Origin of the sequence: Rhizobium sp. GN54 (assembly GCF_021026345.1) — a bacterium.
Classification (GTDB): Bacteria; Pseudomonadota; Alphaproteobacteria; order Rhizobiales; family Rhizobiaceae; genus Mycoplana.
In genome coordinates, this window is sequence record NZ_JAJNCZ010000005.1 from 109,040 (window position 1) to 135,285 (window position 26,246).

Here is a 26,246-nt window from a genome sequence, read left to right on the forward strand (position 1 = left end):
TCCATGGCCGACGACGAGGACAAGGAAAGCAAAACAGAAGCCCCGTCAGAGAAGAAGATCCGCGACGCTGCGGAGAAGGGCAATACGCCGTTCGCGCGCGAGGTTCCGGTCTTCGCGTCCACCGTGGCGATCTATCTCTTTCTCGTGTTCTTTTTGCCCGGCGGTTTCCTGCGCGTCGCCGAGACGCTGCGCGACCTGTTCGGGCAGCCGGACGCCTGGGATCTGGAGAACAGCGGCGACGTCGTCGCCCTCTTCCGCCACCTCGGCTGGGAGGCCGGCGCGCTACTGATGCCGGCGCTTCTGATGATGATGCTGTTCGGGCTGGCCGCATCGATCCTGCAGAACATGCCGAGCCCGGTCTTGGAGCGCGTACGCCCGCAGATGTCGCGCCTGTCGCCGATCAAGGGATTTACCCGGATCTTCGGCAAGCCCGGGCTCGTGGAATTCGGCAAGTCGCTGATCAAGGTCGGCGCGGTATCCGTGGTCGTCGTCCTGGTCCTGTGGGACGACTATTTCGCGACGCTGGACGCGATGTTCTCCGATCCGGCGGTGATCTTCCAGACCCTCGCGAAGGAAGCGAACACGATCATGGTGATCATCCTGTTCGCAACCGCCGTGATCGCCGCGATCGATTTCGCCTGGACGCGCCATCACTGGTATTCCGAACTGCGGATGACCAAGCAGGAGGTCAAGGAGGAACACAAGCAGGCGCAGGGCGACCCGATCGTCAAGAGCCGCCTCCGCTCCATCCAGCGCGACCGCGCCCGCAAGCGGATGATCGCCGCCGTTCCCCGCGCCACGCTCGTCATCGCCAACCCGACGCACTTTGCCGTGGCGCTGCGCTATGTCCGCGAGGAACAGGACGCCCCGGTCGTCGTCGCCAAGGGCCAGGACCTGGTCGCGCTCAGGATTCGCGAGCTCGCGGAGGAGAACGGCATCCCCGTCTTCGAGGATCCGCCGCTCGCGCGCTCCATGTTTGCGCAAGTCTCGGTGGATAGTGTCATTCCACCGGTGTTCTACAAAGCAGTGGCGGAACTGATTCACCGGGTCTACGCAGCTTCGCCCCAGATGAGACGGTAAAAGAGATCCGATGAGAAAAAGCTCCTATTCTGCCCAGCGCGAGAGGATCGTGGCCGAAGCGATCGGCCCGGTTGCATCGGAATTGCGGCTGCTTGACGCGGCCGACCTGGTATCCCTGCTGCGGTTCGAGTGCTACGGAAACCTGTCCGACCTGGTTTCATCTGCAGCCGAGCTGTATTTCCTCCCCGGCACCGTGGTTTTCGGCGCCGGCGGTGATTACAAGCTCGACTGGGGCGGTGAGCCCGAGGTGACGCTCGATCTGGAACTGCGTCCGCGCGGGTGCACCGTCTATGCGCGGCTCCAGCTCGGCAACGAACGCGCCGGCATCGAGGTGACCCACGTCGCCTTCGAGGATCCCGCGGTCGACCCGGACGACAATACCGACCTGCTCGCGGCGAGCCTGCGGGATGCGCAGTTCAGACGCTCGGCCTCATTGCAGCTGCAGGCTCACTAAGCGACCATAGCCGACGTCACGGGACATCGCGATCCTTCGGAATCGCGTGCCGTCGTCGCGCCTTTAGCGGATATAGCCCAGGCGTATCGCCTTCGCGATCGCCTGGACGCGGTTGACCGCGTCCAGTTTGGTCGTCGCCGTGCCCAGATAGGCATTGACCGTATGCACCGAAAGCCCGAGCTTCTCGGCGATGGCTTCGCTGATGCAGCCGTCGCCCGCCATCTGCAGGCAGGCGATCTCGCGGTCGTTGAGCGCCTCGGCCGGCTGCATCCGCTTTTCGTCCGCCGCCTGCAGGTCGACCATGATCTGGCCGGCGCGCATGTGCATGTCGAGCACGAGGTCGGTGTCGATCCTGAGGAAATCGCCGGTCAGGACGACGAAGCCGTTGCCGCTCGATCCCAGCCGGACGGGAAAGGCGATGCCGGCATAGGGCAGCTGGCTTGCCGGAAAGCGCAGGGCGAAGGAGGCGAGCTCTTCGGCGATGAAGCTGTTCGCGTCGGCGCCTTCCCAGACGACCGGCAGCATCGAGGCTTCCAGATGCGCCATGAGCGCCTCGCCATGAGTCTCCACCAGTGCGCGCGCCGTCGCCTCTGCCGTCCAGTTGCTGAGCGTGCAGGCGAGACGGCGCGTCGACGGCAATCCCTGGCCGAGGATGCGGAACACGGCAAAGTTCTTCGCGCCGGCGATCTTCTGCATCTGCTGGAGTGTCGCCACCACATCCGTCGTGCGCTTGGGCCGGGACAGCTTCGAGATCCGGATCTCGGGCCCCTCGTCCTTCGGCTGGGAGAACGGATGTTCCATCGCTTTCACCTCAGACGAGATTGTTTCGCACAGCCCAGGCGATCGCCTCGGAACGGGTCTTGGTCGCCGTCTTGCGCATGACGCTGGTGATGTAGTTGTTGATCGTGTTCCGGGATATGCCGAGGATCACGGCGATATCCTCGCTGGTCTTGCCCTCGGCGATCCAGTAGAGGCACTCGACCTCGCGATCCGTCAATTCGGATTCGCGGTCCTGGCGGCCTGTCGGCTTGCAGCAGACGCTTGCAAGATAGCCGGTCAGCAGGCCCACGTCCCGCAGGTTGCTCTGCGACAGGATGTAGTGCTCCGGGAAGAGCAGCATCAGCGTCATGCGCACGCGCCCGACGTTGAAGGTGATGGTGCAATATTCCCGGCTGACCCCGGACGGCGCCGCGACGTCGTCGCAGAACCGCGAGAACACCGGCTGCATCAGGCAGCTGGACCGGTCGAGATCGCTCATGCGGCCGTTCGTGCTGCCGAGTACGGCGGCCAGGCTGCGGACCATGTCGAACGGCCAGTCGGACGCGACGACGAAGCCGATGTCGGCGCTGAAGGACATGTCGTGGCGGACAAGGAGATAGTGGGACGCGCTGACATACCGGGTCAGCGCTTTCAACCCTGCCGTGAGTCCGGCGCGGTCCGCACAGCGCCCCAACTGGTGGACCAGCTGCTCGCGTGCGCTCTTTCGTTCACATGCCACCGCAGAGAATCCATAGGATTCCCGGAGCGATACATCCGCTCTCATCGTTTCCATAATAGCCCCCGTTGCCAAACTCGGCCGGGTCATCCCGTTCCCCCTCGCACCAGCGCCGGAACTCGGCACCGCTTGCGATCAAGCCGCATGGACGGGATTCACCAAACGAATCAGTAACTAAAGTCTACAACGACGCGAATCAAATGCCACGGGGCCCAACTGGGGATTTACATTCGCAAGTTTTCATGAATCGATTCGCGCCGGCGCAGCGGCCGCCGACCCCATCCCTGGGCCGACAGAATTAAACTTTTGTTAATCATCACATTTTTTCACTGGCGCCAAATGCAACCGTGAGACGATGACAGATTTACGACGGTCGGCAGGATTGAATTCAGGGGTGCGAACGGGCTTTCAACACCAAACAAAATTTTCGTGATCGCCCCGGCAGAGTCAGGTTTGTTGCCTGACGTAGCGGAAGGGCGCCCCGCAGGCCGCCAATATCGTCGCTTTTGAGTCACACTCCTGCGCGAAACGTCGCCCGCCCGGGGCCCGGCGCTGCCGAAGATTGGCGTTCCATCGAGGCCGGAGGAGGTGATAGGGCCGTCCGGGGACAAAGCTGGGTCATGCCATCGAACGTCGCGGGAAGATCGACCACAGGCCGGATCGACGATCCAGGGTCTACGGCCTGCGCTGCGGGACGCCTGCAGGATGCGGTGGCACCCAAGAGGTCACTGACAGCGGCGCTGTCCATGGCGCCCTCTCCACGGTACCGCGGGACCGGATCGCCTCCGCATGCGCATTGAGGTTCGCGTGCCGACACCACAGACGCAGAAATCCCGCCTCGAGGGCGGGATTTCGCGTTGCTTCTTCCGGTCCGGTCAGGCCGCCTGGTCTTCGGCCCATTTGCGCAGGATCTTCGCGGCGCGCTCCTCGCTGATCTCCACCATGCGGGACAGACGACGCTCGGGGCCTTCCTTGACGCGGCGGTTGAACACACCCTCGTCGTCGCCGGCGCTGAGGAGGTCGTCGGTGCTGTCGAAGCCGAAGTCGGAGCCGAAACCGTCCATCAGCGCGCCGGGACCTGCGCCGACACCCACGCCCGGAGAGAAGTCGGGCAACTCGAGGCCGGCCGCTTCGCTTTCCAGGGCGGTCGCACCGGCGCCACCGGAGACGGAGCGGACGACCGGGCGGAAGCCGAACCAGACCACCAGGAAGGCGACCGCGACGAAGGCGAGTGCGTTGATGATGGTGGAGAGGTTGCGCGTCAGCGTCTCCATCACGCCGGGGCCGGGTACGCCCTCGTCCAGCAGGACGTTGTCGAGGAAGTTCATGGCGGTCAGGGTGACGACGTCGCCGCGTTCGCTGTTCAGGCCCGCAGCGGACGACACGATCTTCTGCATCTCGGCGAGGAAGGCATCGATCTTCGCCTGATCGGCGGGTTCGCCGACCAGCGAAGCGAGCCTGCCCTGGTTGACGACCACGGCGACCGACAGGCGCTCGATCTGGTAGCTGTTGCGAACCGTCGCGATCGTCTTGCTGTTGATCTCGTAGTTGGTCTGCTCTTCCTTCTTGTCGGCCTGGTCGCTCGACTGCGGGCCGGTGCCGGCCTCGGGTCCGCCCTGCGGGATGTTCTGCTCGACTGTTGCCGGGCGCTGCAGTTCGCTCTGGCTGGACTGCTGGCTTTCCTTGGTGACGCGGACCGACCGCTCGACGCGGGATTCCGGGTCGAAGACGGTTTCCTGCGTCTGCTGGGAATCGGTGTTCAGCGCCGCCATGACGCTGGCGCGGAAGTTGTCCATGCCGAGGAACGGCGCCAGCGCCTTCTCGATGTTGCGCTCCACGTCTTCCTGGACCGACTGGACGATGTTGAGCGAACGGCTCAGCGTGTTGCCGTCCGAATCGTCGCCGGAGGCCAGCAACTGGCCGGCGGAGTCGAGGATCGTCACGTGCTCGGCTTCCAGCCCCGGAACGGAGGCAGCGACAAGCTGGCGGATGGAGGCGGCGGCCTTGCGGCCTGCGGCGCTGCCGGCGCGGATCATCACCGACGCCGTCGGCGGCTGCTCCGCCCGGCGGAAGTTCCCGCGGTCCGGCATGACGATGTGGACGCGTGCGGCGGCGATGCCGTTGATCTGCTGGATGGTCCGGGCGATCTCGCCTTCCAGGGCGCGAACGCGGGTGACTTCCTGCATGAAGGAGGTCAGGCCGAGGGAACCGACATTGTCGAAGAGTTCGTAGCCCGAATTGGAACTGCTCGGCAGGCCGCGCTCGGCGAGATAGAGGCGTGCCTTGCCGGTCTGGCCGACGGGAACCTGCAGGCTGGCGCCATCGCTTCCCGTCTGGAAGTCGATGTTCGCCTCGGCCAGCGCGACGCTGATCTGGTTCATGTCGGTGCTTTCCAGACCGACATAGAGCGTCTCGTAAGAGGGCTTGTTGACAAAGAGGGCGGCGGCAAGCACCAGGCCGAGCGTCACGACCCCGGCCCCGGCCAGCAGCGCCAGCTTCGGTTGCCCGAGCGACGCCAAGTTCTTGCCCATACTCTTAAGCTGTTCCAACAGATTCATTCTGTTCCCGCACCAACTTTGCCGGATCCGCCTCAGGCCAAAGAATGGCAGATCCGCTCAGTTTAAATTGCCCACCCCCGGAAAGGCGCCGCTGCCAACGGTGCCCCCATGCCCAGGACTACGCAGGCCTAATCGACCCGGAGGCAAAACTAGACGGTGAAACTTGCGCGAGCGTTTCGCTGGAATGCGGTGCAGCACGGCGCCACGAGGAGAGGTTCCACGGGCATTGCATCTAAAAATTAGAATTTAAATTCAATACGATAGCGGCCGTCGATTCCAAGATTGGACCGATTGTCCGCGTTCATGGACGCCTTGCGTCGGCGCAAGGCTCCGCGGCGACTTCGCGAATCAGAAGGCCTCGAAATCGCCGGACGCCTTGGACAGCGGCTGGGCGCCGAAGGTCCGCACGGTACCGTTGCCGAGCGCCGTCTTCATGTCGCTCAGCTTCACGAGGTTCAGCGCCGTCGTCACGTCCACGGCCCAGGCCTCCGGCATGTCGGCGGTGACCTGGCCGAGAAAATCCGCAAGGCCGCGGGCCTTCTGCACGGCGAGATCGATGCCCTGCAGGACCATCATGCGCTGCGCTGTGTTCTCGCCCGCCTCCGGGTGAAGCTCGGCGAGTTGCGGTTCGATGCGTTCGATCAGATAGGCGACGTCGTGCAGTTCCGAGACGACACGCATCAGGACGGCGGGTACGGATTCCTCCATGTCGGTCACGTCGTTCATGTAGTCGGCTTTCATGGTATCTCCGTTTCCACCGTCGCGCCGCCCGTCCACAGACCTGCGCATGCGGCCATATCCCTCATGCCCCGAGGCCGCATCCGGCTCAGAAGAATTCGATCGAGCTTTCCGCAGGCTTCGGCGGCAGTATCGGCCGCTGCTCCAGTGCCACGGTGCGCTGCGCCTCCACGCCGGTCAGGGCATGCTGCCGGGCGCGCCCGGATGTCGGCCAGTATTCGAGCTTGCGCCCGTGCTCGCCGCCGGTGCTCTCGCCGACGATCCTGATGCCTTCGTCGGTCAGGAACTGCCGGGCGAAGCGTGCATTCTGCTCGCCGACATTGGAGAAGGTCGCAATCGTCTTCGCCCCGCCGAAGATCTTGGCCTCGAGCCGGTCCCGGCGTGCGCCCTGCTTCAGCAGACCGTTGATCAGAAGCTCCATCAGATGCACGCCATAGCGCGTGGCGTCGCCACCTGCCGACATGGCCTCCATCGAGCCGGGCAGCAGGAAGTGGTTCATTCCACCGACGCCCACGACCGGATCGCGCAAGCACGCGGCGACGCAGGATCCGAGAATCGTCGTCAGCACGACGTCCGGATCGCTCATCACCTTGTACTCGCCCTGTATCAGGTGGACGCGGCGCGTCCCTGCCTCCGTGATCATTTCAAGGCCCCGAATACGGCCTCGATCGCCGCTTTCATCTTGTCGATGGTGAAGGGCTTGGCGAGCACGTTGTTGGCCCCGAGGGCCGCCGCCTTCTGCACCAGCGCGCGGTCGCCCTGGGCCGTCAGGATGATGAAGGCCGCCTTCTTCGTCGCCGGATTGGCGCGAACGTGCTGAAGGAAGACCAGCCCATCCATCTTGGGCATGTTGAAGTCGGAAATCACGAGGTGATGGGGCTGCTGGGTCATGATCTTCAGACCCTGCTCCCCATCGCCGGCCGCAGTGATCTGCTTGAAGCCGAGCTGTTGCAGCGCGTCTCCCAACAGCAATCGGCTGGTCACCTGATCGTCGACGATGAGTACTTTGATTTTTTCAGCGATAGACATTAGTCGCTCCCTTCTTTGCGGGCCGCAGTAAGCTTCAGGATTTCCTCCCCGATGGATGCGAGCGGAAGCTGATGTTCCACCGCCCCAAGTTCGTAGGCCACACGCGGCATCCCATATACGATGCAAGTCTTTTCGTTCTGGCCGATCGTGCGGGCACCGGCGTGGCGCATTTTCAGTAATCCGGCCGCTCCGTCCCGCCCCATCCCGGTGAGGATGACGCCGACGGCATTGCGGCCGGCAAGCTCGGCCACCGAATCGAACAGTACGTCGACCGAGGGCCGATGACCGTTGACCGGGTCACGGTCCAGCAGGCGGCAACTCGGCGCCGACGTGCTGGTGACCTGCAGGTGGCGGTCGCCTCCCGGGGCCAGGTAGATCTTGCCGATCTCAAGCCTCGCCCCGTCCGTCGCCTCCTCCACGCGCGGCGCGCAGATGCGGTTGAGGCGTTCGGCGAAGCTCTTGGTGAAGCTCGACGGCATGTGCTGGGTGATCACGGTCGGCGGACAATTGACCGGAAACTTCTGGAGGACGGTGATCAGCGCCTCGACGCCGCCGGTCGAGGCACCGATCGCGACGATCTTGCGGCCGTTGCGGTAGGTCTCGGCAGCGTTGGCATTGGCCGGAGGCTGCACCGGCACGACCGGCTCGGAGCGGATGTCTCGGCGCTGCGAACGGGCGGCCGCCTTGACCTTCTCGGCCAGGTCGCCAAAGGGACGGGCGTCGCCCGGCTGGGGCTTGCCGACGCAATCGAAGGCGCCGATCTCGAGTGCCGCGAGCGTCGCCTCGGCACCGCGATGGGTCAGCGTGGACACCATGATCACCGGCATCGGGCGAAGCCGCATGATCTTGTCGAGAAACTCCAGCCCGTTCATGTTCGGCATCTCGATGTCGAGCGTGACGACGTCCGGATTGAGCTGCTTGATGGCGTTGCGGGCCTCCATCGCATCGCTGGCCTGGCCGATGACGTCGACATCGGGATCGGCGCGGAGCACGGCCGTGATCAGGCCGCGCATGGTCGGCGAATCGTCGACAACGAGAACGCGAGCTGGTGCTGTCATGCGCGTCTTCCCCTCCCGGTGTAGCGATAGGTGGTGATGCCGATATTGTCGAACAGCGCCTTGGATTCGCCCGACACCCGCTCGGAGTGGCCGATATAGAGGTGGCCGCCTTCGGCCAGCATGCCGGTGAAGCGCGTCCAGATCTTCATCTGCGTCGGCTCGTCGAAATAGATGACGACGTTGCGGCAGAAGATGACGTCGAAGGGGCCCTTGAACGGCCACTGGGCCATCAGGTTCAGCTCGTTGTAGGTGATCAGCTTCTTGACGCGGTCGTCGATCTGCCACTTGCGGCGGCCGTCGATGTCCACCTCGCGGAAATACTGCTTGCGCATCGCCGGGCTGACCGTTTCCAGGGCGGTCGCGTCATAGGCGCCCGCGCGGGCGAGCGCCAGGATCTTCGGATCGATGTCGGTGGCCAGAATGCGGATATCGTAATCCGACGCATTCGGCAGCATCGACAGGAGCGTGAGCGCGATCGAGTAGGGCTCCTGGCCATCGGAGGAGGCGGCGGACCAGATGCGGACGCGGCCGCCTGCCTTGGCGCGGGCGATCAGCTCCGGCAGGACCTCGTGCTTCATGTGCTCGAAGTGATGGTTCTCGCGGAAGAAGCGCGTGAAGTTCGTCGTCAGATGCGACAGCATCTCCCGGCGGGCCGGCGCGCCTTCGGGCGAGGAGACGAGGGCGCAATATTCGCGAAATCCCTTCAGGCCGAGATTGCGGATGTGCTTGGACAGCCGCGAATAGACCAGCGAGGCCTTGGACTCGTTCAGATGAATGCCGGCATCGGCATAGATCATCGCTGCGATCTCGGAGAGGTCGCGGCGGGTCAGCGGATATTCTCCCGTTGCCAGGCATTCGTCCGGTGACAGTCTGGGCTCGAAGGCGGTCGACATCATGCGGCTTCGCTTTCGATATGGGGGAACAGCGCCTCGAGCTCGATCATGCAGATCATCCGGCCCTCGATGGCCAGTATGCCGCGGGCGTAGTTCTTCGTCATCTCGTTGGCGATGTCAGGCGTCGGCTGCACGTTGTCGTCGGTCACGGTCAGGATGTCGGAGACCGCATCGACGAGGAGGCCGACAGCCTTCTGGCCGACCTGCGCCACGATGATGACGTGCCTGACCGTCGGCTCCGCCGGCTTCATGCCGAGGCGCAGGGACATGTCGATGATCGGCAGGACCGCGCCGCGCAGGTTGATGACGCCGAGCACGTAGTGCGGCGCATGCGGCATCGGCGTTGCGGGGGTCCATCCACGGATTTCCCGCACCGACATGATGTTCACACAGAATTCCTGATCCCCGATCCGGAAGGCGATGAGCTCCCGGCCCTGCGTCAGTGATTTGGCTGCGTACGTCATTTTATCAACCGGTTGCTGCGAGCGAGATTTCTTGCTTCAGGGACTGGCCGCGCGAGGCGGCGACGACGGCGTCGACGTCGAGGATGAGCGCCACGCGCCCGTCACCGAGGATCGTCGCCGCGGCGATGCCCGGCACGTGGGTGTAGTTGGCCTCGAGGCTCTTGATGACGACCTGGCGCTGGCCCTGGATCGCATCGACCATCAGGGCGCGCTGCCCGCCACCTTCGGATTCGACCAGGAGGGCGACGCCGTCGACCGGGTTGGCCTGGGTGGAGCGGAAATTCAGGATCCGGCCCACATCCACGAGGGGGCAGAAGGAGTTGCGGATCGAGATCAGCCGCTGGCTGGCGCCGAAGGAATGGATCGCGGATGCTTCCGGCTGCAACGTCTCGACGATGGCGGTGAGCGGCACGACGAGCGTCTGGCCGGCGACCGTGACCACCATGCCGTCGAGGACAGCGAGCGTCAGCGGCAGGCTCATGGTGAAGACCGAGCCCTGGCCGGGCTTCGACGAGATGGTGATGCGGCCGCCGAGCGCCTGGATCGAGCGCTTGACCACGTCCATGCCGACGCCGCGGCCGGAAATGTCGGAGATCTTGTCGGCGGTGGAGAAGCCGGCGTGGAAGATCAGGTTGTCGATTTCCTCGTCCGACAGGTTGGCATCGGCGGCGATCAGGTCGTTGTCGATCGCCTTCTGGCGGACCTTCTCGCGATTGATGCCGCCGCCGTCGTCGGCAAGCTCGATGACGATGCGGCCGGAGCGATGCTTCGCCGTCAGCCGGACCGTGCCTTCCGGATTCTTGCCGGCGGCCTCGCGCTTCTCAGGCGATTCCAGGCCGTGGTCGACGGCGTTGCGGATCATGTGGGTGAGCGGCTCGGCCAGCTTGTCGATGACCGTCTTGTCGACTTCGGTGTTCTCGCCCTCGGTGACGAGGCGGACCGACTTGCCGGTGACGTCGGCGATTTCGCGGACGATGCGCGACATGCGCTGGAACACGGGCTTCACCGGCTGCGCGCGGATCGCCATGACCGAGTCCTGGATCTCGCGGGTCAGCTGCTGCAGCTCCTCGAGGCCCATGTTGATCGAGGAGACGCCGTTGTTGTCGTTCTCGATGACGCTCTGGGAGAGCATCGCCTGGTTGATGACAAGCTCGCCCACGAGGTTGATCAGGCGGTCGACGCGATCGAGATCGACACGGATGGTCGGTGCGGCGGCAGCGGCCTGTGCTGCCGAGGCCGCGGCTGCGGCAGGTGCGGCGGCGGCCTGCTGTGCGGCCGGGGCGGACCGGGTCTCAGTCTTGGGCGCTTCAGCGCGGGCGGCTGCGGCCATCGGCACGACGTTGTTTTCAGTGGCGGCAACCGGCTCCTTTTCTGCGGGCTCGTCGGCCTCGGCGGTTGCGCCGGCGTCGCCGTCGTCAAGGATCGAGAGGTCGAACGGGACCGGCTGCATCGGCAGTTCGTCGTCGCCCGCATCCGCTTCCACGTCTTCCTCGACGGTGCGGACCTCGAGGTCGCAATCCCATTCGGCGAACTCGAAGACGGAGCGGACGGCATCCTCGCCCTTCTCCGTGACGAGGGAGATCTTCCACGAGAAATAGGCTTCCTCGGGGTTCATGTCCTCAAGCAGCGGCAGGCTGTCCATATCGCAACGGATGCTCATCTCGCCGATGCGGGAGAGATCGCGCAGCAACAGCGCGGCCTCGTTGCCCTTGGAATAGAGCTCGCGCTTGGGATGGAACAGGATCTCGCAGGTAGGCGCAAAGGGCGCGACCGGCTTCTCCTCGTCGCCGAAATCGTCGAAGGAGAACGGGATCGGCTGGAAGCCTTCGTCGTTGACAGCCGGCGCGGCAGCGGGTGCGGGTGCCGCCGCCTGTGACGCCAGAGCCGGCTTTGACGCAGGCGCTTCGCTCGCCGCCGGCACCTCGCCGTTGGCGAGCGCCTCGAGTTCGCGGATCAGCTGCTTGCTGCGCGCCTCGTCGACGCTGCCGCCATCGCGGGCGGCATTCGTCAGGTCGGCCAGGACGTCGGCCGACTTGAGCATCACCTTCAGGACGTCCTGGTTCGGCTCGAGCTTGTTGGATCGAACGCAATCAAGCGTGGTCTCGAAGACGTGGGCGAAGGACACCAGATCGTCGAGGCCGAAGGCGCCGGCCCCGCCCTTGATCGAGTGCACCGCACGGAAGACCGCGTTGACGGTTTCCGGATCGCGATCGCCATCGTTCAGCTTCAAGAGACCGGATTCCAGTTCGGCGAGCTGCTCCTCGCATTCCTGGAAGAAGATCTCCTTGATTTCGTTCATATCCATCGGGAGGAACCTCGATTTAGGCGGTCACGCGCTCGATTGCATCGATGAGTTTGGTGGGGTCGAACGGCTTGACGATCCAGCCGGTCGCGCCGGCCTGACGGGCCCGGTTCTTTTTCTCGGCATCGCTCTCCGTCGTCAGGACGAGGATGGGGATCGCGCGGTACTTCTCGTTGCGGCGCACGCCCTCGATGAAGCCGAAGCCGTCGAGGCGGGGCATGTTGATGTCGGTGACGATGACGTCGGGATTGGCTTCTTCCAGAACTTCCAGCCCCTCGACCCCGTCCTCCGCCTGGATCGTCTCGAACCCGGCATTGTTCAGTGTCACCAGAAGCATGTTCCGGATCGTCCGTGAATCATCCACGGTAAGCACCTTCTTTTTCATCGCTGAATCTCCTTGGCCAGCAGGTGTTCAATGTTGACGCCGATGAGTTGCATCGTCTTGAGGAACGGCTCCGATGCCTTGGCGAACGTGTAGCTGCGCTTGTCGGCTTCCCAGGTCTTGGCGGCCGCCATGAGGACCTGCGCGCACAGGGCGCCGACGCGCTCGACGGCAGACGCGTCGATCGCCAGGTCGCTGCCCTTGAGCGCCAGCAGCTTGTCGCGAAGCGCTGTCGCCTCGTTGAGATCCAGCACGGGTGCCAGGCTCAGGCTTTTCTGAGCGGCCTTCTTGCTCGCCATCACTGCGTTCCTTGTCTGCTTGTGTCAGCGTTGATTGTCCGAAAGGTCGGTTCGGGCGCAAACCAGCCGGCGCCTTCGCGCCGGCTGCGTCGCGATGAGAATTCGTGGCAGGGCCGCTCCTGTCGCACCGTCAGCCCCCGTGTCCGACCGCGCGAACCGGCGACGGGGCCGGCATGGGCGCATGGGAGACCTGCCGGGCCACGTCGGCCTGGCGCGCGGCCGAAGGCTGCGGCTGGCGGACGTGAAACTGGCGGATCGTCTGTCCGAGCTCGAGGATGACGGCGTGGAGGTCACCGCCTGCGCGATCGACGCCTTCGGCCAGATCGACATCGGCGCGGGCCTGGGCGCCGATGCGGCCGAGATCGCCGCCCAAGGCGTCGAGCCTACCGACGCCTTCGTCGCTGGCGCGCGCGATGCCGGCGATCGAATCGTTGATGCCGGTGACCTGCAGGACGATGCTGCCGATCGCATCCTGGGTGCGGTTGACGTGATCGACGCCGGCCTCGACCTGCGCCTTGGTGCCGCTGACGAGTTGCTTGATCTCGCGCGCCGCATCGGCCGAACGCTGCGCCAGCGCGCGCACTTCCTGCGCGACCACCGCAAAGCCGCGGCCGCTGTCGCCGGCGCGGGCGGCCTCGATGCCGGCGTTCAGCGCCAGCAGGTTGGTCTGGAACGCGATCTCGTCGATGACGCCGATGATCTGGCCGATCTTTTCGGCGGATGCCTCGATGTCGGCCATCGCCGACTTTGCCTCGCCGACGATCCGGCCGCTGTTTTCGGCCGACTGGCGGGTCGACTGCGCGGCCGCCTCGGCCTTGCGCGTCTCGGCAAGGTTCAGCTTCAGGCTGTCGGCGATCCCGGCCAGGGTCGCGGCCGTGTCCGCGAGTTCGCAGGACTGCGCCTTCGAGCGCTCGGCAAGACGGCCGGCCTGGGCGGACAGGGTTTGCACCATCGCGCCCGAAGCCTCGCCGCGCTCGAGGGCGGAGCCGAGATGGCGCTCGACCTCTTCCAGCGCGGTATCGAGCGTGCCGGCCAGCGCTCGCCAGCCCTCCGGCATCTGCGCCCCGGTCCTGTGGGTGAAGTCGAGATTGGCAAGGCTTCCGATCACCTCGCCGAAGGCGATCTCGAACGCGTCGTGATCGGCCTTGCGCTGTTCTCCCAACGCCCGGTGATGGCTGTGGCGAAGCTCGTTGAACCGCAGCGAGACGCCGATCTCCGCATCGACCATGGCGACGCGGACGAAGGCGGTGAGAAGTTCGGACAGTTCCTTGCGGCGGGCGTTCCTCGAACCCGGCAGGATGGATTTCGGCCAGTATTCCTCCAGCAGTCCGTCGACGACGTGTTCGAGGACGATGGTGTGGCCGGACAGGCGCCAGCGGGGATCGAGGCCCATCTGGCTTTCGGCGTCGGCCAGAACCTTCACCCGCTCCGCATAGAGACTGTCGAAGCGCGCATCGGTCAGGACGCTCCAGTGGGAGGCGTGGAGATCATGCAGGCGATCGATGGCGCGTTCGCTCTGGAACTGCCGGGCGGCGTCGGGAAAGGTCTGGAAGCGCTGGAAGAGATCGCGAAGGGCGCCTTCGACATGGCGCTCGAGGGTCTGGCGATGGTCGCGGAGGATGTCGCCGTGGGCAGGCTCCAGGCCAGCAAATCTCAGCCGGTCGCGAAGGCTTGCCGCCTGCCCCGTCTGAGTCTGTTCTGCTGGCGTCTCCTGCACTTCTCAACCCCATGCACAATGCAGTTTCCCGGCCATCGCTGGCCAAGCCGGTGAATTCGTCCATGGGGGAGGCAACGTCCTGCGGTCTCAACGATCCGCACGGCGTCGAGCGCGTCGGGCCGGTTTCGCCGTTCGCCTGTCCATGGTCAATTTCGGTGAAAGCTTGATACCGGGTCGAAACCGGTACGGGCGGTACGGCATCATGCCTGAGTGGGAAATGGTGAAATTCCCCATTCCGACGCGTGAGACCATGTTTATGGTTAATTCCTTGCCTGAAGGTTAATGCGCTGCGGCATGGCTGTACTTTCACGGCACCGGGGGCCCGGCCGCCCGCGCGTTTGCGTGCCTTTCGGCTGCTTGGCGATCGCCATATCCCTAGAATTCGCTAGGCCGGATGGCGTCTTGGCCAATATTTGGCAAGGCAAAAGCAAGTTTCGGATGCTAGTAGTGCTTTCCAGACGATGATGTCCTTGGGAATGAGCAATGATTGTTCTTTGGTTGAGTGCATTGATCTTGACTGCCGCAACGCTTGCAGCGGTCGCAACGCTGATCGGTATCGATGGCCGCCAGCCCGTCCGGGCGCCGGCGATTTTCTGATCCGAAACTTCCGGCCGGCCACGGATCGGGGTGCCCTCGGCGCCTCAACCGGAAGCGAGGCTGCGCCATCTTTCGACATAGGCCGTCGCAGCCCCGGGCAGCGACGGCTCCACCGGCCGCAGGCGCGGCCTCGGTACCCCTTTCACAGCCAGGCAGGCCGCACCGACACTGGTGCCCGTGGCACTTTCGCCCACGAGCACGCGCCTGCCGGTTGCCGCCGCCAGCATCGCCAGATATCGACCGTTGCCCGAGAACGGCCCCTCGACGATGACAGGCCCGTCCGCGCCGATCAGCGACAGGCAGGTCGCACTCATGAGGGCGAGATAGAACGCGACCGCGACCTGGGCCTCCTCTTCCGTCAGTTGCCCGCGATCGATCGTCCAGCGGGCCTGGCGGCCCGGAAAGGGCCCGGAATCGTCGGGGATGGACGGCAGGATCATCGCCTGCCGGGCCAGAACGGAGGCGACGGCATCATCGCCGACGGGCGCGTTCCTGCCGCCGAGGAGCGAGAAGGCGCGGCCGCCCATGAAGCGGGCGGAGGGGACCGGGTCACCCAGCGCATTGACGTTGACCAGCGTATCGCGCCGCTCGTCCAGTTCGCAGTGCCGGGCGCCCATCGCCATGCAGACGACCCAGGTGCCGGTCGAGACGACCGCGTAGGGCGAAGGCGTCGTCAGCACATGGGGCAGGAGCGAGGCGTTGGAATCGTGGATGCCGCAGTGGACGGGCGTCTGCGCATCCAGCCCGGTGGCAGCGGCAAGCTCCGGCAGGATCGGCCCGAGCACGTCGGAAGCCTTGCGCAGGGGCGGCATCAGCCGGCTCCAGCCCTGCCCGGTCACCAGCGTCGAATATCGGCGGTTCACCGGCTCCCACAGGTCGGCGTGGCAACCGAGCGAGGTGACCTCGCCGGCCAGCACCCCGGTCAGCCGGTACGACCAGTACTGCGCGTACATCAGGATAGCTGACACCCGCCCGAACGCCTCGGGGAAGCGGCGCGACTGCCAGTAGAGCTGCATGCCCGCGTTCAGGCCGACGGGCAGCTTCGGCGTACCCGTCTCGGAAAAGGACGGTCGAACGGCCTCGTACTCCGCGAGCAGCTCCTGCGGACCCGCATGCTCATAGTCCAGCACCGGCAGGACCAGAACGCCGTCGCCGTCGACGAGTGCGGCCGTGGCGCCGTGCGTCGTCACCGAGATGCGATCGATCCGGCGCTCGACGTTCAGCACCTTGAGACTGTCGAGAATGAAGGCCCACAAACGTTCGGTGTCGAAATGCGGATAGGGCGGCGCGTCCACCACGCCGTTGGGGGTGGTGCGCACGGCGATCTCGCCGAAGCTCTCGCCATCGACGAGTGCCACCTTGGCATTCGTCTTGCCGATATCGATGACGGCGATCGTGCGGGCCATGGGCTGCTGCTCATTCCATGTGAAAGACGGTGCGGAGCGGAACGGCGACCGGCTCGTTGTCGGGCTTCGTCTCCATGATGTCGGCCATATGCGCCCACCAGCGCTTCATCACCGGGTGGTCCGGAAGACTGTCCATCGTGTGGTCGTCGCGCCGCCAGAGGACGCCGAAGAGAAGACCGGTCTCCTCGTCCAGATGGATGGAATAGTCGGAGACGCCGGCCGCCTTCAGCAGTGCCGCAAGTTCCGGCCAGATCGCGTCGTGCCGTGCCTTGTATTCCTCGGCCATGCCGGGGTTGAGGCGCATGCGGAAGGCAAATTTCTCCATCGTTCCCCTCAGTGTCCCATGCGGCGCCTGAGCCGCGTGTAGAGGATCGGCAGCGCGATCACCGAAATCAGCAGCAGGCCGATGAAGATCGACATGACGATGCCGGGCACGTTGAGCAGGCCGAAGCCGAAGGTGACCATGCCCATGATGAAGGCCGCCAGCACCACGCCGCCGATCGTGCCGGAGCCGCCGAGGATGCTGACGCCGCCGAGCACCACCATCGTCACCACTTCCAGCTCCCAGCCGAGCGCGATCGAGGGCCGGGTCGAGCCGAGGCGCGAGGTCAGGCAGATCGAGGCGATCGCCGACATCAGGCCGGTGAGCAGGAACAGGGTGAACTTCACGCGCGCCACCCGCACGCCGGAGAAGAGGGCGGCCGTCTGGTTGTTGCCGATCGCATAGACCGCGCGGCCGAAGTTCGTCATGTGCAGGATCACCGCATAGAGAAGCGCAAAGCCCAGAAACAAGCAGAACTCGAACGAGAACACCCACCAGACATAGCCCTGCCCGAACCAGGAGAAGCCTGCCGGATATTCGGTGAAGGCCTGGTCGCCGAGAATGATGAAGGCGATGCCGCGGAACAGGCTCATGGTGCCGATCGTGACCACGATCGAGGGCAGCCCCAGCCGGGTCACGAGCAGACCGTTGACGGCGCCGCAGGCAAGGCCCACCGCCAGGCCGACAACCACCAGCGCCGGCGTGTCGAAACCCTGCGTCGCGGCATAGCCCATGGCCGTCGACGTCAGCGCCACGATAGAGGCGACCGACAGGTCGATCTCGCCCGAGATAACCACGAGCGCCATAGCGAAGGCGATCATCGCCTTCTCGGTGAAGTTGAAGGTCGCGTCGGACAGGTTCCACGGGTCGAGGAAGTAGGGGGAGGCCAGCGAATTGGCGACGAAGATCAGGATCGCCACCACCACCAGCAGGCTCTCCCAGCTCTTCAGCAGGCGGGATCCCCGGCTCTGCAGGCGGTCGGGAATATGACGGGTCTGGACCTGTGCCTCGGCCATCAGTGTGCCTCCGCCTTCTTGAGAATGACCCTGCCCTTGCGCCGCTCGGCGCGCGCATTGACGGCGACGGCGATGATGATGACCATGCCGGAGATGGCCATCTGGGCGAAGGGAGAAATGTTGATGACCGGCAGCGCGTTCTTGATGATGCCGAGGAACAGCGCGCCGAGGACCGCCCCCGGCACCGAGCCGATGCCGCCGGCGATCGAGATGCCACCGATCACGCAGGCGGCGATGATGTCGAGTTCGAAGCCGAGCGCGATGTCGACATAGGCGACGGCGTAGCGGGACACCCAGAGATAGCCGGCAAAGCCGGCAAGCGCGCCGGAAAGGCAATAGGCCAGGAATCGGGTACGGCCGACGTCGATGCCGGTATAGACCGCCGCGTGCGGGTTGCCGCCGACGGCGAAGAAGGCCCGGCCCGTCGCCGTGCGGGTCATCACGACGAACATGAGCGCGACGATGAGGACGGAGAACCAGGAGAGCGCGGGGATGCCGAAGAGATCGGCCCGCGGCAGTCCCTTGAAGGCCTCGCTCATCTGGTGGGCATTGATCCACTGGCCGCCGGTGAGCAGGAAGATCGTGCCGCGGAAGATCGTCAACGTCCCGAGCGTCACCACGATCGGCGGGATGTTCAGCTTCCAGACGAGCAGGCCGTTGATCGAGCCGAGGGCCGCACCCAGCGCCACGACGGCTGCGATCACCAGCGGGATCGGCAGGCCGGGCCAGGCGACGTTGATGAGGCCGGCGACCATGCCGCAAAGCGCAAGGTTCGCCGCCATCGAGAGATCGATGCAGCGGGTGAGGATCACCGCCATCTGCCCGAGCGCCAGGATGATCAGGATCGAGGTGTCGTTGTAGACCCGACCGAGATTGGCCGGCTGGACGAAGCCGGGGAAGCGCAGCGTGACCAGCGCCACCAGCGCCAGGATCGCCACGACCAGCAGCGCCTCGCGGTTCTTCAGAAGCATGTTCATGGCGCGGTCTCCGAAATGCCTGCGGCGGCGCGAACCAGTTTCTCCGCCGAGAGTTCGGCGCGCTCGAACCGGCCGACCATCCTGCCCTCGCGCATGACGATGACGCGGTCCGACATGCCCATGATCTCGGGGATTTCCGAGGAGACCATAATGACGCTGAGACCCTGCGCAGCCAGTTCGCTCATGAAGGCGTGGACGGCGGCCTTGGAGCCGATGTCGATGCCCTTGGTCGGCTCGTCCAGGATGATCACCTTCGGCTTCGTCGCCAGCCACTTGGCGATGACGACCTTCTGCTGGTTGCCGCCCGACAGCGTGCCGACGTCCTGGTCGAGGGAGGCAGCGCGCAGGTCGAGCCTTGAGGTGTATTCGCGCGCCAGCCGGAATTCCTCGGCCATGCGCAGGAAGCCGGAACGCGAGGTGCGGGTCAGCGAGGGCAGCGTGACGTTCTGGAAGATCGGCATGCCGATGATCGCGCCCTGCCGGCCGCGCTCTTCCGGCACATAGACGATGCCGGCCTCGATCGCCTCGGCCGGCGAACGGATGACGAGAACCCTGTCGTCCAGCCGGACGGCGCCGGCCGACGGTCTGGTGATGCCGATCAGCGACTGCATGAACTCGGAGCGGCCTGCCCCGACAAGGCCATAGAAGCCCAGGATCTCGCCGCGGCGCAGCTCGAAATTGATGTCCTCGAATTCGGTCGGGTGGCGGTAGCCGGAAACGGTCAGCACCGGTTCGCCGATCGCCACCTCCTGCTTGGGGAAGACCTGGCCGACGTCGCGGCCAACCATCATGCGCACGAGATCATCCTGCGTCGTCCCCGCGATCAGCCCCTCGCCGACCATGCGGCCGTCGCGGAAAACGGTATAGCGGTCGGCGATGCGGAAGATCTCGTCGAACTTGTGGCTGATGAAGAGGATCGCCTTGCCGTCTGCCTTGAGCCGGTCGATCAGTTCATAGAGTTCGTGGATCTCCTTATAGGAGAGGGCAGCGGTCGGCTCGTCCATGATGACGACGCGGGCGTCGATCGACAGCGCGCGCGCGATCGCTACCAGATGCTTGCTGGCGATGCCGAGGTCGCGCAGGCGGATCGAGGGATCGAGGCTCGCGCCGACCCGCTCCAGCAGCATGCGCGCATCGGTGTTCATCCTCTGCCAGTCGATCAGGCCGAAGGGGGTGCGCGGGGCATGGCCGAGGAAGATGTTCTCGGCGACGGAAAGCTCGTCGAAGAGCACCGTCTCCTGGTGGATGGCGGTGACGCCGGCCCTCGCGGCAGCGCTTGCGGAAGGAAAGTGCATCTCCTCGCCGTCGACGCGGATCGTGCCGCCATCGGGCTGGTAGATGCCGGTGAGGATCTTCACCAGCGTCGACTTGCCGGCGCCGTTCTCGCCGACCAGAGCGGTCACGGAGCCCGGATAGAGCGACAGCGAGACGTCGGAAAGCGCGTGGACGCCCGGGAAGGACTTGGAGATCCCCTGAAGCGCGATCGCCGGCTTCATCCGCGATGTGGTCGTGTCCTGCAACAAGGGTTCGTCCGTCAGTTCGGGTACGGTGTCGTCAGGCCGTGTTCAGCCTGGCCATGCTTGAAAATTGCCCCTCACCCTAGCCCTCTCCCCGCAAGCGGGGAGAGGGGACGATGCCGTTTCGCCGCTTCGATGGCAGGCGAGACGTTGCCAGGCATTTCCTTCTCCCCGTTCACGGGGAGAAGGTGGCCGGCAGGCCGGATGAGGGGCAATGCACTTGCTTCACTGCGGCCCGGCCATACTACCGCCGCGCCGCCCACCAAGGATCAGAAGATCTTGGCGAATTCCTCGACATTCGAGGCGTCGTAGACGAACGGGTCGGCCATGGCGCCTTCGTTCTTGTCGTCCAGCTTGACCTTGCCCATACGGCCCATGTTGAGCTCCGCGCCGGGCTTGGCTTCCGCACCCTCGATCAGGTCATTGGCGATCATGGTGGCGGAATAGCCGAGGTCGATCGGGTTCCAGATCGCGAACGACTTGGACGCACCGGACTTCACGTGGCCCGCCATTTCGGAGGGAAGGCCGAGGCCGGTGACGTTGATCTGGCCGGCCTTGCCAGCATCCGAGACGGCCTGGGCGGCGGCGACGATGCCGACGGAGGTCGGCGCGATGATCGCCTTCAGGTCCGGATAGGACTGGATGAGCCCCTGCGTCTCGCGGTAGGACTTGTCGGCCAGGTCGTCGCCATAGACGGTGGTGACGATGTTGACGCCCGGATAGTTCGGCAACACCTTCTTCATCTCCTCGATCCAGACGTTCTGGTTGGTCGAGGTTGCCGTTGCCGACAGGATCGCCACGTCGCCCTTGCCGTCCGGCAGGTTGTCGGCAGCCATCTTCACGCACATATTGCCGATCAGCGCGCTGGACGACGGGTTCAGGTGCATCGAGCGGCCTTCCGGCGCCACGCCGGAATCCCAGGAGATCACCTTGATGCCGCGGTCCATCGCCTTCTTCAGGGCCGGCACCAGCGCATCGGTGTCGTTGGCCGAGACGGCGATCGCATCGACCTTCTGGGCGATCAGCGAGTTGATCACCTCGATCTGCCCTTCGGCGGTGGTCGTCGTCGGGCCGGTATAGATCACCTCGACGTTGCCGAGTTCCTTCGCCGCCTCCTGCGCGCCCTTGTTGGCGGCCTCGAAGAAGCCGATGCCGAGCGCCTTCACCACCAGCGCGATCTTCTTGTCCGCCGCATTGGCGACGTTTCCGACGAGCGCCGTCGAGACAGCGGCTGCGACGAGCAATGCCTTCCAGATCTTCATGTCCTAGTCCTCCCTGACTGGTACGTTCCCCTCCCCGACCGGCCCTATGCCTGCGAGGGAGCATTCTCCACCGGAGCCGCCGCCCGAACGTCCGCGACGATCAGGCTGACGCCGGCATTCTCCAGCATCGAGGCTTCCCTGTCCTCGATGCCCGTATCGGTGATGACCGTTGCGATGCGCTTCAACCCGCACAGGATGAGGCTGGAGCGCTTCCTGAATTTCGAGGAGTCGACCAGCACGACCAGATCGTCGGCCTGGTCGATCAGCTTCTGCTCGGCCTGGATCAGAAGCGGATCGGCCTCCATCAGGCCGAGCGGCCCGAGCCCCTGGGCGCCCATGAACATGCGCCGCGCATAGAAGTTGCGCGTGACGTCGTTCTCGAACGGGCTGAGGATGATGTTCTGCTCGCGGTAGATCGTGCCGCCGGAGAGCATCACCGTGTTCTTCGAATGCTTCAGCAGGTGCTCGGCGATCGGAAAGGAATTGGTGAAGACCTGCATGCGACGGTTCGCCAGGAAGTGCACCATCTGGAAGGTCGTCGTGCCGCCGTTGATGATGATCGGCTCGCCATCCTGACAGAGCGCCACCGCTTCCTTCGCGATCGCCTGCTTTTGCCTGGCATTGAGCGCCTCGTTGACGCTGAAGGGACGGCCGGCAAGGCCGACGAACTGTGGCGGATTGATCGCCTCGGCGCCGCCGCGCACGCGGCGCAGGCGCTTCTGCACGTGCAGGGCGGCGATATCCCGACGGATCGTCGCTTCGGAACTGTCGGTCAGATCCACCAGTTCCTGCACCGTGGCGACGGGCTTTTCCTGGACGGCCGACAGAATGATCCGATGTCTTTCCTTCTCGTGCATGGCTCCTCCCAATGGTTTGCATGCTTCCATCACGATCGCGCAATGTCAATCATGATCGGTCATGTTTTTTCATTGTGCAGCGCAGTATGACTGATTTTGATCGTTTGTGATTGACACGCTTGCCGCATCCGTGAGATTTGAATCCCCGAACTGGAGGTGCGGCCCCGATATCGTCCGAGGGTCGCGACATGGAAGACCGGGAGGAAATGCCGATGCTGGACAAACAGGTGAATGGGCAGCAAGGCGCACGCCTTGCCAATCTCTGGGACGAGGCGAAGGCGGCCGCGATGAGCGAGCCGGAACGCCTGCTCTATCGCTCGAACCTTCTCGGCTCGGACAAGCGCATCACCAATTACGGCGGCGGCAACACCTCTGCCAAGGTGAAGGAGAACGATCCGCTCGGCGGCGGCACGGTCGAGGTGCTCTGGGTGAAGGGATCGGGCGGCGACGTCGGCACGATCAGGATGGACGGCTTCGCCACCCTCTATATGGAGAAGCTGCAGGCGCTGAAGGGCCTCTACCGGGGGCTCGAGCATGAGGACGAGATGGTGGGCTACCTCCCCCACTGCACCTTCAACCTCAATCCGCGCGCCGCCTCCATCGACACGCCACTGCATGCCTACGTGCCGCGCATCCATGTCGACCACATGCATCCCGACGCGATCATTGCCATCGCCGCTTCCGAGAACAGCCGCGAGCTGACGCAGCAAATCTTCGGCGACGACATCGGCTGGCTGCCGTGGAAGCGTCCCGGCTACGAACTCGGCCTGTGGCTGGAAAAGTTCTGCAAGGAAAACCCTGACGCGCGCGGCGTTGTTCTGGAGAGCCACGGCCTGTTCACCTGGGCGGACACGGCGAAGGAATGCTACGAGACGACGATCGAGATCATCAACAAGGCGATCGCCTGGTTCGAGGCGAACAATACGGCCCCCGCCTTCGGCGGCGCGGTCAAGCCTGTGCTGGCCGCCGATGAGCGCCGGGCGGTCGCGCAGACGCTGATGCCAGTCATCCGCGGCCTGATCGGTGCGGACGAGAGCAAGGTCGGCCATTTCGACGACAGCGAGGCCGTTCTCGACTTCGTGACCTCGAAGAACCTGGCGCCGCTCGCAGCGCTCGGCACCAGTTGCCCGGACCATTTCCTGCGCACCAAGATCCGCCCGCTGGTGGTCGATTTCGATCCGGCAAATCCCGACGTGGACGCCACGCTTGCGGGCCTTGCCGATGCCGTCGCAGCCTACCGGGCGGACTATGCCGCCTACTACGAGCGCTGCAAGCACGACAACAGCCCGGCGATGCGCGATCCGAACGCCGTCGTCTACCTCGTTCCCGGTGTCGGCATGATCACCTTTGCCAAGGACAAGGCAACCGCGCGCATCTCGGCCGAGTTCTACGTCAACGCCATCAACGTCATGCGCGGCGCCGCAGGCGTTTCCACCTATGTCGGCCTGCCGGAGCAGGAGGCCTTCGACATCGAATACTGGCTTCTGGAGGAGGCGAAGCTGCAGCGCATGCCGAAGCCCAAGAGCCTCGCCGGACGCATCGCGCTCGTCACCGGCGGCGCCGGCGGGATCGGCAAGGCAACCGCCAACCGGCTGATGGCCGAGGGCGCCTGCGTCGTGCTCGCCGACATCGATGCGGAGGCGCTGGCCATCGCCCAGTCGGAGCTCGCCGCCCGCTACGGCAAAGACTTCGTCCGCTCGGTCGCCATGAACGTCACCGACGAGGCGCTCGTGGAAAAGAGCTTCGCCGACACGCTCGTCGATTTCGGCGGCCTCGACATTCTCGTTTCCAATGCCGGGCTCGCCTCCTCCGCGCCGATCGAGGAGACCACGCTTTCGCTCTGGAACAAGAACATCGACATTCTCGCCACTGGCTATTTCCTCGTCTCGCGCGAGGCGTTCCGGATCTTCCGCCGGCAGAAGGCCGGCGGCAATGTCGTCTTCGTCGCCTCCAAGAACGGCCTGGCCGCGTCTCCGGGTGCTGCCGCCTACTGCACCGCGAAGGCGGCAGAGATCCATCTCGCCCGCTGCCTGGCGCTTGAGGGCGCTTCCGAGCAGATCCGCGTCAACGTCGTCAATCCGGATGCGGTGCTGCGCGGCTCGAAGATCTGGACCGGCGAATGGAAGGAACAGCGGGCGGCGACCTACAAGACCGACGACCTGGAGGCACACTACCGCGAGCGCTCCATGCTGAAGCGCAGCGTCTTTCCGGAGGACATCGCCGAGGCGATCTACTTCCTCGCCTCCGACATGTCGGCCAAGTCGACCGGCAACATCATCAACGTCGACGCCGGCAACGCCCAGTCGTTCACGCGATAAGCAAACGGCCCGGTCTGGGAGGACGAAGCATGAGCATCATTTCAAAGGACCTGATCGCGGCCGAGAACGCGAAACAGGCGTCAGCACTTGCAAGCGACTACGCCCATCTCGGCGAGCAGCTGGCGCGGCGCGGCGTCGACATCGACACCGTCAAGCGCAAGGTCGCGGACTACGCCGTCGCCGTTCCCTCCTGGGGCGTGGGCACCGGCGGCACGCGCTTTGCCCGCTTTCCAGGCCGGGGCGAGCCGCGTAACATCTTCGACAAGCTCGAGGACTGCGCCGTCATCCACGAACTGACGCGCGCCACCCCGACCGTTTCGCTGCACATCCCCTGGGACAAGGTCTCCGATCTTTCGGCGCTGAAGGAAAAGGGCGCCGCACTGGGCCTCGGCTTCGATGCGATGAACTCCAACACCTTCTCCGACGCGCCGCAGCAGGAGCATTCCTACAAGTACGGCTCGCTCTCGCACGCGGACGCGGCGACGCGCCGGCAGTCTATCGAGCATAACATCGAGTGCATCGAGATCGGCCGCAAGCTCGGCTCAAAAGCGCTGACGGTGTGGATCGGCGACGGCACGAACTTCCCCGGCCAGGCCGATTTCACGCGGAGCTTCGAGCGCTATCTCGAGGCGATGAAGGCGATCTACAAGCATCTGCCCGACGACTGGCGCATCTTCTCCGAGCACAAGATGTACGAGCCGGCCTTCTACTCCACCGTCGTGCAGGACTGGGGCACCAACTACCTGATCGCCAAGGAACTGGGCGACAAGGCCTTTTGCCTCGTCGACCTCGGCCATCATGCACCGAACGTCAACATCGAGATGATCGTCGCCCGGTTGATCCAGTTCGGCAAGCTCGGCGGTTTCCACTTCAACGATTCCAAATATGGCGACGACGACCTCGATACCGGCTCGATCGACCCCTACCGGCTGTTCCTCGTCTTCAATGAACTGGTGAATGCCGAGGAGCGCAAGGCGGAAGGCTTCGCGCCGGCGCACATGCTCGACCAGAGCCACAACGTCACCGATCCGATCGAGAGCCTGATGCGCAGCGCAACGGAAGTCTGCCGCGCCTATGCGCAGGGGCTGCTCGTCGACCGGGCGGCGCTGTCGGGCTACCAGGAGGAGAACGACGCGCTGATGGCATCCGAGACGCTGAAGGCCGCGTTCCGCACCGACGTCGAGCCGATCCTGGCGATGGCGCGCACCGAGAGCGGCGGCGCGATCGACCCGGTCAGCTGCTATCGTGCCGCGGGGTACCGGGCGAAAGTCGCGGCCGAGCGGCCGGCGGTAGCCGGAGGTGGCGGCGGGATCGTGTGAAACAACGCGAGGCGACAGCACGCCCGAGGCTGACGTCAGCGGCCCTGACAAAGTTACAGAACTGAATATTGCCCCTCACCCTACCCTCTCCCCGCAAGCGGGGAGAGGGGACCGGAAACTTCGCGGCACTCGTCCTTCTCCCCGCTTGCGGGGAGAAGGTGCCGGCAGGCGGATGAGGGGCATCTC

General features: G+C 64.9%; 24 protein-coding genes. 4 read left to right on the forward strand and 20 right to left on the reverse strand.

What is annotated here, in order from left to right; genetic code table 11:
- Positions 1-3 precede the first annotated feature (3 nt).
- Positions 4-1,080, forward strand: a complete 1,077-nt coding sequence (gene flhB, locus LQK81_RS15390) for a flagellar biosynthesis protein FlhB (protein WP_230807249.1) — start codon at positions 4-6, stop codon at positions 1,078-1,080.
- 10 nt (positions 1,081-1,090) lie between these two features.
- Complete coding sequence (locus tag LQK81_RS15395) at positions 1,091-1,534, forward strand: hypothetical protein (protein ID WP_230807250.1); 444 nt, start codon at positions 1,091-1,093, stop codon at positions 1,532-1,534.
- A 63-nt stretch (positions 1,535-1,597) separates the two neighbouring features.
- On the opposite strand, the gene visR is transcribed toward LQK81_RS15395, so the two are convergent.
- The 20 genes from visR to LQK81_RS15495 form a co-directional block, all read right to left on the reverse strand.
- The gene (visR, locus tag LQK81_RS15400; protein WP_230807251.1) at positions 1,598-2,335 is read right to left on the reverse strand and encodes a transcriptional regulator VisR; all 738 of its coding nucleotides are present in this window, start codon (positions 2,333-2,335) and stop codon (positions 1,598-1,600) included.
- A gap of 10 nt (positions 2,336-2,345) precedes the next feature.
- A complete protein-coding gene (visN, locus tag LQK81_RS15405; RefSeq protein WP_442967145.1) occupies positions 2,346-3,086 on the reverse strand; it encodes a transcriptional regulator VisN in 741 nt (246 codons plus the stop codon).
- An 818-nt stretch (positions 3,087-3,904) separates the two neighbouring features.
- Positions 3,905-5,587, reverse strand: coding sequence for a flagellar basal-body MS-ring/collar protein FliF (gene fliF, locus LQK81_RS15410; RefSeq protein WP_230807253.1), 1,683 nt, complete (start codon positions 5,585-5,587; stop codon positions 3,905-3,907).
- 348 nt (positions 5,588-5,935) lie between these two features.
- Entirely contained in the window at positions 5,936-6,328 is a 393-nt protein-coding gene (cheT, locus tag LQK81_RS15415; protein WP_230807254.1) for a chemotaxis protein CheT, read from the reverse strand.
- An 85-nt stretch (positions 6,329-6,413) separates the two neighbouring features.
- On the reverse strand, positions 6,414-6,968 hold the full coding sequence (gene cheD, locus LQK81_RS15420; RefSeq protein WP_230807255.1) for a chemoreceptor glutamine deamidase CheD: 555 nt from the start codon (positions 6,966-6,968) through the stop codon (positions 6,414-6,416).
- Positions 6,965-7,354 (reverse strand): response regulator, encoded by a 390-nt coding sequence (locus tag LQK81_RS15425; protein ID WP_112596299.1) that lies wholly within the window; start codon positions 7,352-7,354, stop codon positions 6,965-6,967. Before LQK81_RS15425 ends, cheD begins: the two co-directional genes overlap by 4 nt.
- Positions 7,354-8,412, reverse strand: coding sequence for a protein-glutamate O-methylesterase CheB (gene cheB / locus LQK81_RS15430; RefSeq protein WP_230807256.1), 1,059 nt, complete (start codon positions 8,410-8,412; stop codon positions 7,354-7,356). Before cheB ends, LQK81_RS15425 begins: the two co-directional genes overlap by 1 nt.
- Positions 8,409-9,308: a protein-glutamate O-methyltransferase gene (cheR, locus tag LQK81_RS15435; protein ID WP_230807257.1), complete on the reverse strand. Its 900-nt coding sequence runs from the start codon at positions 9,306-9,308 to the stop codon at positions 8,409-8,411. Before cheR ends, cheB begins: the two co-directional genes overlap by 4 nt.
- A complete protein-coding gene (locus tag LQK81_RS15440) occupies positions 9,305-9,769 on the reverse strand; it encodes a chemotaxis protein CheW (RefSeq protein WP_230807258.1) in 465 nt (154 codons plus the stop codon). The genes cheR and LQK81_RS15440 overlap by 4 nt, the downstream gene beginning before the upstream one ends.
- A gap of 4 nt (positions 9,770-9,773) precedes the next feature.
- Positions 9,774-12,074: a chemotaxis protein CheA gene (locus LQK81_RS15445; protein WP_230807259.1), complete on the reverse strand. Its 2,301-nt coding sequence runs from the start codon at positions 12,072-12,074 to the stop codon at positions 9,774-9,776.
- A 16-nt stretch (positions 12,075-12,090) separates the two neighbouring features.
- Complete coding sequence (gene cheY1, locus LQK81_RS15450; protein ID WP_056316210.1) at positions 12,091-12,456, reverse strand: chemotaxis response regulator CheY1; 366 nt, start codon at positions 12,454-12,456, stop codon at positions 12,091-12,093.
- Positions 12,453-12,752: an STAS domain-containing protein gene (locus LQK81_RS15455; protein WP_230807260.1), complete on the reverse strand. Its 300-nt coding sequence runs from the start codon at positions 12,750-12,752 to the stop codon at positions 12,453-12,455. The genes cheY1 and LQK81_RS15455 overlap by 4 nt, the downstream gene beginning before the upstream one ends.
- A 130-nt stretch (positions 12,753-12,882) precedes the next feature.
- Positions 12,883-14,469: a globin-coupled sensor protein gene (locus LQK81_RS26355; RefSeq protein WP_230807261.1), complete on the reverse strand. Its 1,587-nt coding sequence runs from the start codon at positions 14,467-14,469 to the stop codon at positions 12,883-12,885.
- A 641-nt stretch (positions 14,470-15,110) separates the two neighbouring features.
- Positions 15,111-16,472 carry an FGGY-family carbohydrate kinase gene (locus LQK81_RS15465; RefSeq protein WP_230807262.1) on the reverse strand — a complete coding sequence of 454 codons (1,362 nt, stop codon included), beginning with the start codon at positions 16,470-16,472 and terminating at the stop codon, positions 15,111-15,113.
- Between the two features lie 10 nt (positions 16,473-16,482).
- A complete protein-coding gene (rhaM, locus tag LQK81_RS15470; RefSeq protein ID WP_230807263.1) occupies positions 16,483-16,797 on the reverse strand; it encodes an L-rhamnose mutarotase in 315 nt (104 codons plus the stop codon).
- Between the two features lie 8 nt (positions 16,798-16,805).
- Complete coding sequence (locus LQK81_RS15475) at positions 16,806-17,810, reverse strand: ABC transporter permease (RefSeq protein ID WP_230807264.1); 1,005 nt, start codon at positions 17,808-17,810, stop codon at positions 16,806-16,808.
- Positions 17,810-18,787 (reverse strand): ABC transporter permease, encoded by a 978-nt coding sequence (locus LQK81_RS15480; protein ID WP_230807265.1) that lies wholly within the window; start codon positions 18,785-18,787, stop codon positions 17,810-17,812. Before LQK81_RS15480 ends, LQK81_RS15475 begins: the two co-directional genes overlap by 1 nt.
- Complete coding sequence (locus LQK81_RS15485) at positions 18,784-20,283, reverse strand: sugar ABC transporter ATP-binding protein (protein WP_230807468.1); 1,500 nt, start codon at positions 20,281-20,283, stop codon at positions 18,784-18,786. Before LQK81_RS15485 ends, LQK81_RS15480 begins: the two co-directional genes overlap by 4 nt.
- 290 nt (positions 20,284-20,573) lie before the next feature.
- Complete coding sequence (rhaS, locus tag LQK81_RS15490; protein WP_230807266.1) at positions 20,574-21,566, reverse strand: rhamnose ABC transporter substrate-binding protein; 993 nt, start codon at positions 21,564-21,566, stop codon at positions 20,574-20,576.
- A 44-nt stretch (positions 21,567-21,610) separates the two neighbouring features.
- On the reverse strand, positions 21,611-22,423 hold the full coding sequence (locus LQK81_RS15495; protein ID WP_230807267.1) for a DeoR/GlpR family DNA-binding transcription regulator: 813 nt from the start codon (positions 22,421-22,423) through the stop codon (positions 21,611-21,613).
- Between the two features lie 212 nt (positions 22,424-22,635).
- Here LQK81_RS15495 and LQK81_RS15500 point away from each other — a divergent pair, with 212 nt between their 5' ends.
- Both LQK81_RS15500 and rhaI read left to right on the forward strand, forming a co-directional pair.
- Entirely contained in the window at positions 22,636-24,741 is a 2,106-nt protein-coding gene (locus LQK81_RS15500; RefSeq protein ID WP_230807268.1) for a bifunctional rhamnulose-1-phosphate aldolase/short-chain dehydrogenase, read from the forward strand.
- A 29-nt stretch (positions 24,742-24,770) separates the two neighbouring features.
- Positions 24,771-26,060 carry an L-rhamnose catabolism isomerase gene (gene rhaI / locus LQK81_RS15505; RefSeq protein WP_230807269.1) on the forward strand — a complete coding sequence of 430 codons (1,290 nt, stop codon included), beginning with the start codon at positions 24,771-24,773 and terminating at the stop codon, positions 26,058-26,060.
- The last annotated feature ends 186 nt before the right edge of the window (positions 26,061-26,246 follow it).

What these genes read in the sequence shown, in the direction of transcription:
- flhB (WP_230807249.1), top strand. Translation starts at nt 4, where the DNA reads ATGGCCGACGACGAGGACAAGGAAAGCAAAACAGAAGCCCCGTCAGAG.
- LQK81_RS15395 (WP_230807250.1), top strand. Translation starts at nt 1,091, where the DNA reads ATGAGAAAAAGCTCCTATTCTGCCCAGCGCGAGAGGATCGTGGCCGAA.
- visR (WP_230807251.1), bottom strand. Translation starts at nt 2,335, where the DNA reads ATGGAACATCCGTTCTCCCAGCCGAAGGACGAGGGGCCCGAGATCCGG.
- visN (WP_442967145.1), bottom strand. Translation starts at nt 3,086, where the DNA reads ATGGAAACGATGAGAGCGGATGTATCGCTCCGGGAATCCTATGGATTC.
- fliF (WP_230807253.1), bottom strand. Translation starts at nt 5,587, where the DNA reads ATGAATCTGTTGGAACAGCTTAAGAGTATGGGCAAGAACTTGGCGTCG.
- cheT (WP_230807254.1), bottom strand. Translation starts at nt 6,328, where the DNA reads ATGAAAGCCGACTACATGAACGACGTGACCGACATGGAGGAATCCGTA.
- cheD (WP_230807255.1), bottom strand. Translation starts at nt 6,968, where the DNA reads ATGATCACGGAGGCAGGGACGCGCCGCGTCCACCTGATACAGGGCGAG.
- LQK81_RS15425 (WP_112596299.1), bottom strand. Translation starts at nt 7,354, where the DNA reads ATGTCTATCGCTGAAAAAATCAAAGTACTCATCGTCGACGATCAGGTG.
- cheB (WP_230807256.1), bottom strand. Translation starts at nt 8,412, where the DNA reads ATGACAGCACCAGCTCGCGTTCTCGTTGTCGACGATTCGCCGACCATG.
- cheR (WP_230807257.1), bottom strand. Translation starts at nt 9,308, where the DNA reads ATGATGTCGACCGCCTTCGAGCCCAGACTGTCACCGGACGAATGCCTG.
- LQK81_RS15440 (WP_230807258.1), bottom strand. Translation starts at nt 9,769, where the DNA reads ATGACGTACGCAGCCAAATCACTGACGCAGGGCCGGGAGCTCATCGCC.
- LQK81_RS15445 (WP_230807259.1), bottom strand. Translation starts at nt 12,074, where the DNA reads ATGGATATGAACGAAATCAAGGAGATCTTCTTCCAGGAATGCGAGGAG.
- cheY1 (WP_056316210.1), bottom strand. Translation starts at nt 12,456, where the DNA reads ATGAAAAAGAAGGTGCTTACCGTGGATGATTCACGGACGATCCGGAAC.
- LQK81_RS15455 (WP_230807260.1), bottom strand. Translation starts at nt 12,752, where the DNA reads ATGGCGAGCAAGAAGGCCGCTCAGAAAAGCCTGAGCCTGGCACCCGTG.
- LQK81_RS15465 (WP_230807262.1), bottom strand. Translation starts at nt 16,472, where the DNA reads ATGGCCCGCACGATCGCCGTCATCGATATCGGCAAGACGAATGCCAAG.
- rhaM (WP_230807263.1), bottom strand. Translation starts at nt 16,797, where the DNA reads ATGGAGAAATTTGCCTTCCGCATGCGCCTCAACCCCGGCATGGCCGAG.
- LQK81_RS15475 (WP_230807264.1), bottom strand. Translation starts at nt 17,810, where the DNA reads ATGGCCGAGGCACAGGTCCAGACCCGTCATATTCCCGACCGCCTGCAG.
- LQK81_RS15480 (WP_230807265.1), bottom strand. Translation starts at nt 18,787, where the DNA reads ATGAACATGCTTCTGAAGAACCGCGAGGCGCTGCTGGTCGTGGCGATC.
- LQK81_RS15485 (WP_230807468.1), bottom strand. Translation starts at nt 20,283, where the DNA reads ATGAAGCCGGCGATCGCGCTTCAGGGGATCTCCAAGTCCTTCCCGGGC.
- rhaS (WP_230807266.1), bottom strand. Translation starts at nt 21,566, where the DNA reads ATGAAGATCTGGAAGGCATTGCTCGTCGCAGCCGCTGTCTCGACGGCG.
- LQK81_RS15495 (WP_230807267.1), bottom strand. Translation starts at nt 22,423, where the DNA reads ATGCACGAGAAGGAAAGACATCGGATCATTCTGTCGGCCGTCCAGGAA.
- LQK81_RS15500 (WP_230807268.1), top strand. Translation starts at nt 22,636, where the DNA reads ATGCTGGACAAACAGGTGAATGGGCAGCAAGGCGCACGCCTTGCCAAT.
- rhaI (WP_230807269.1), top strand. Translation starts at nt 24,771, where the DNA reads ATGAGCATCATTTCAAAGGACCTGATCGCGGCCGAGAACGCGAAACAG.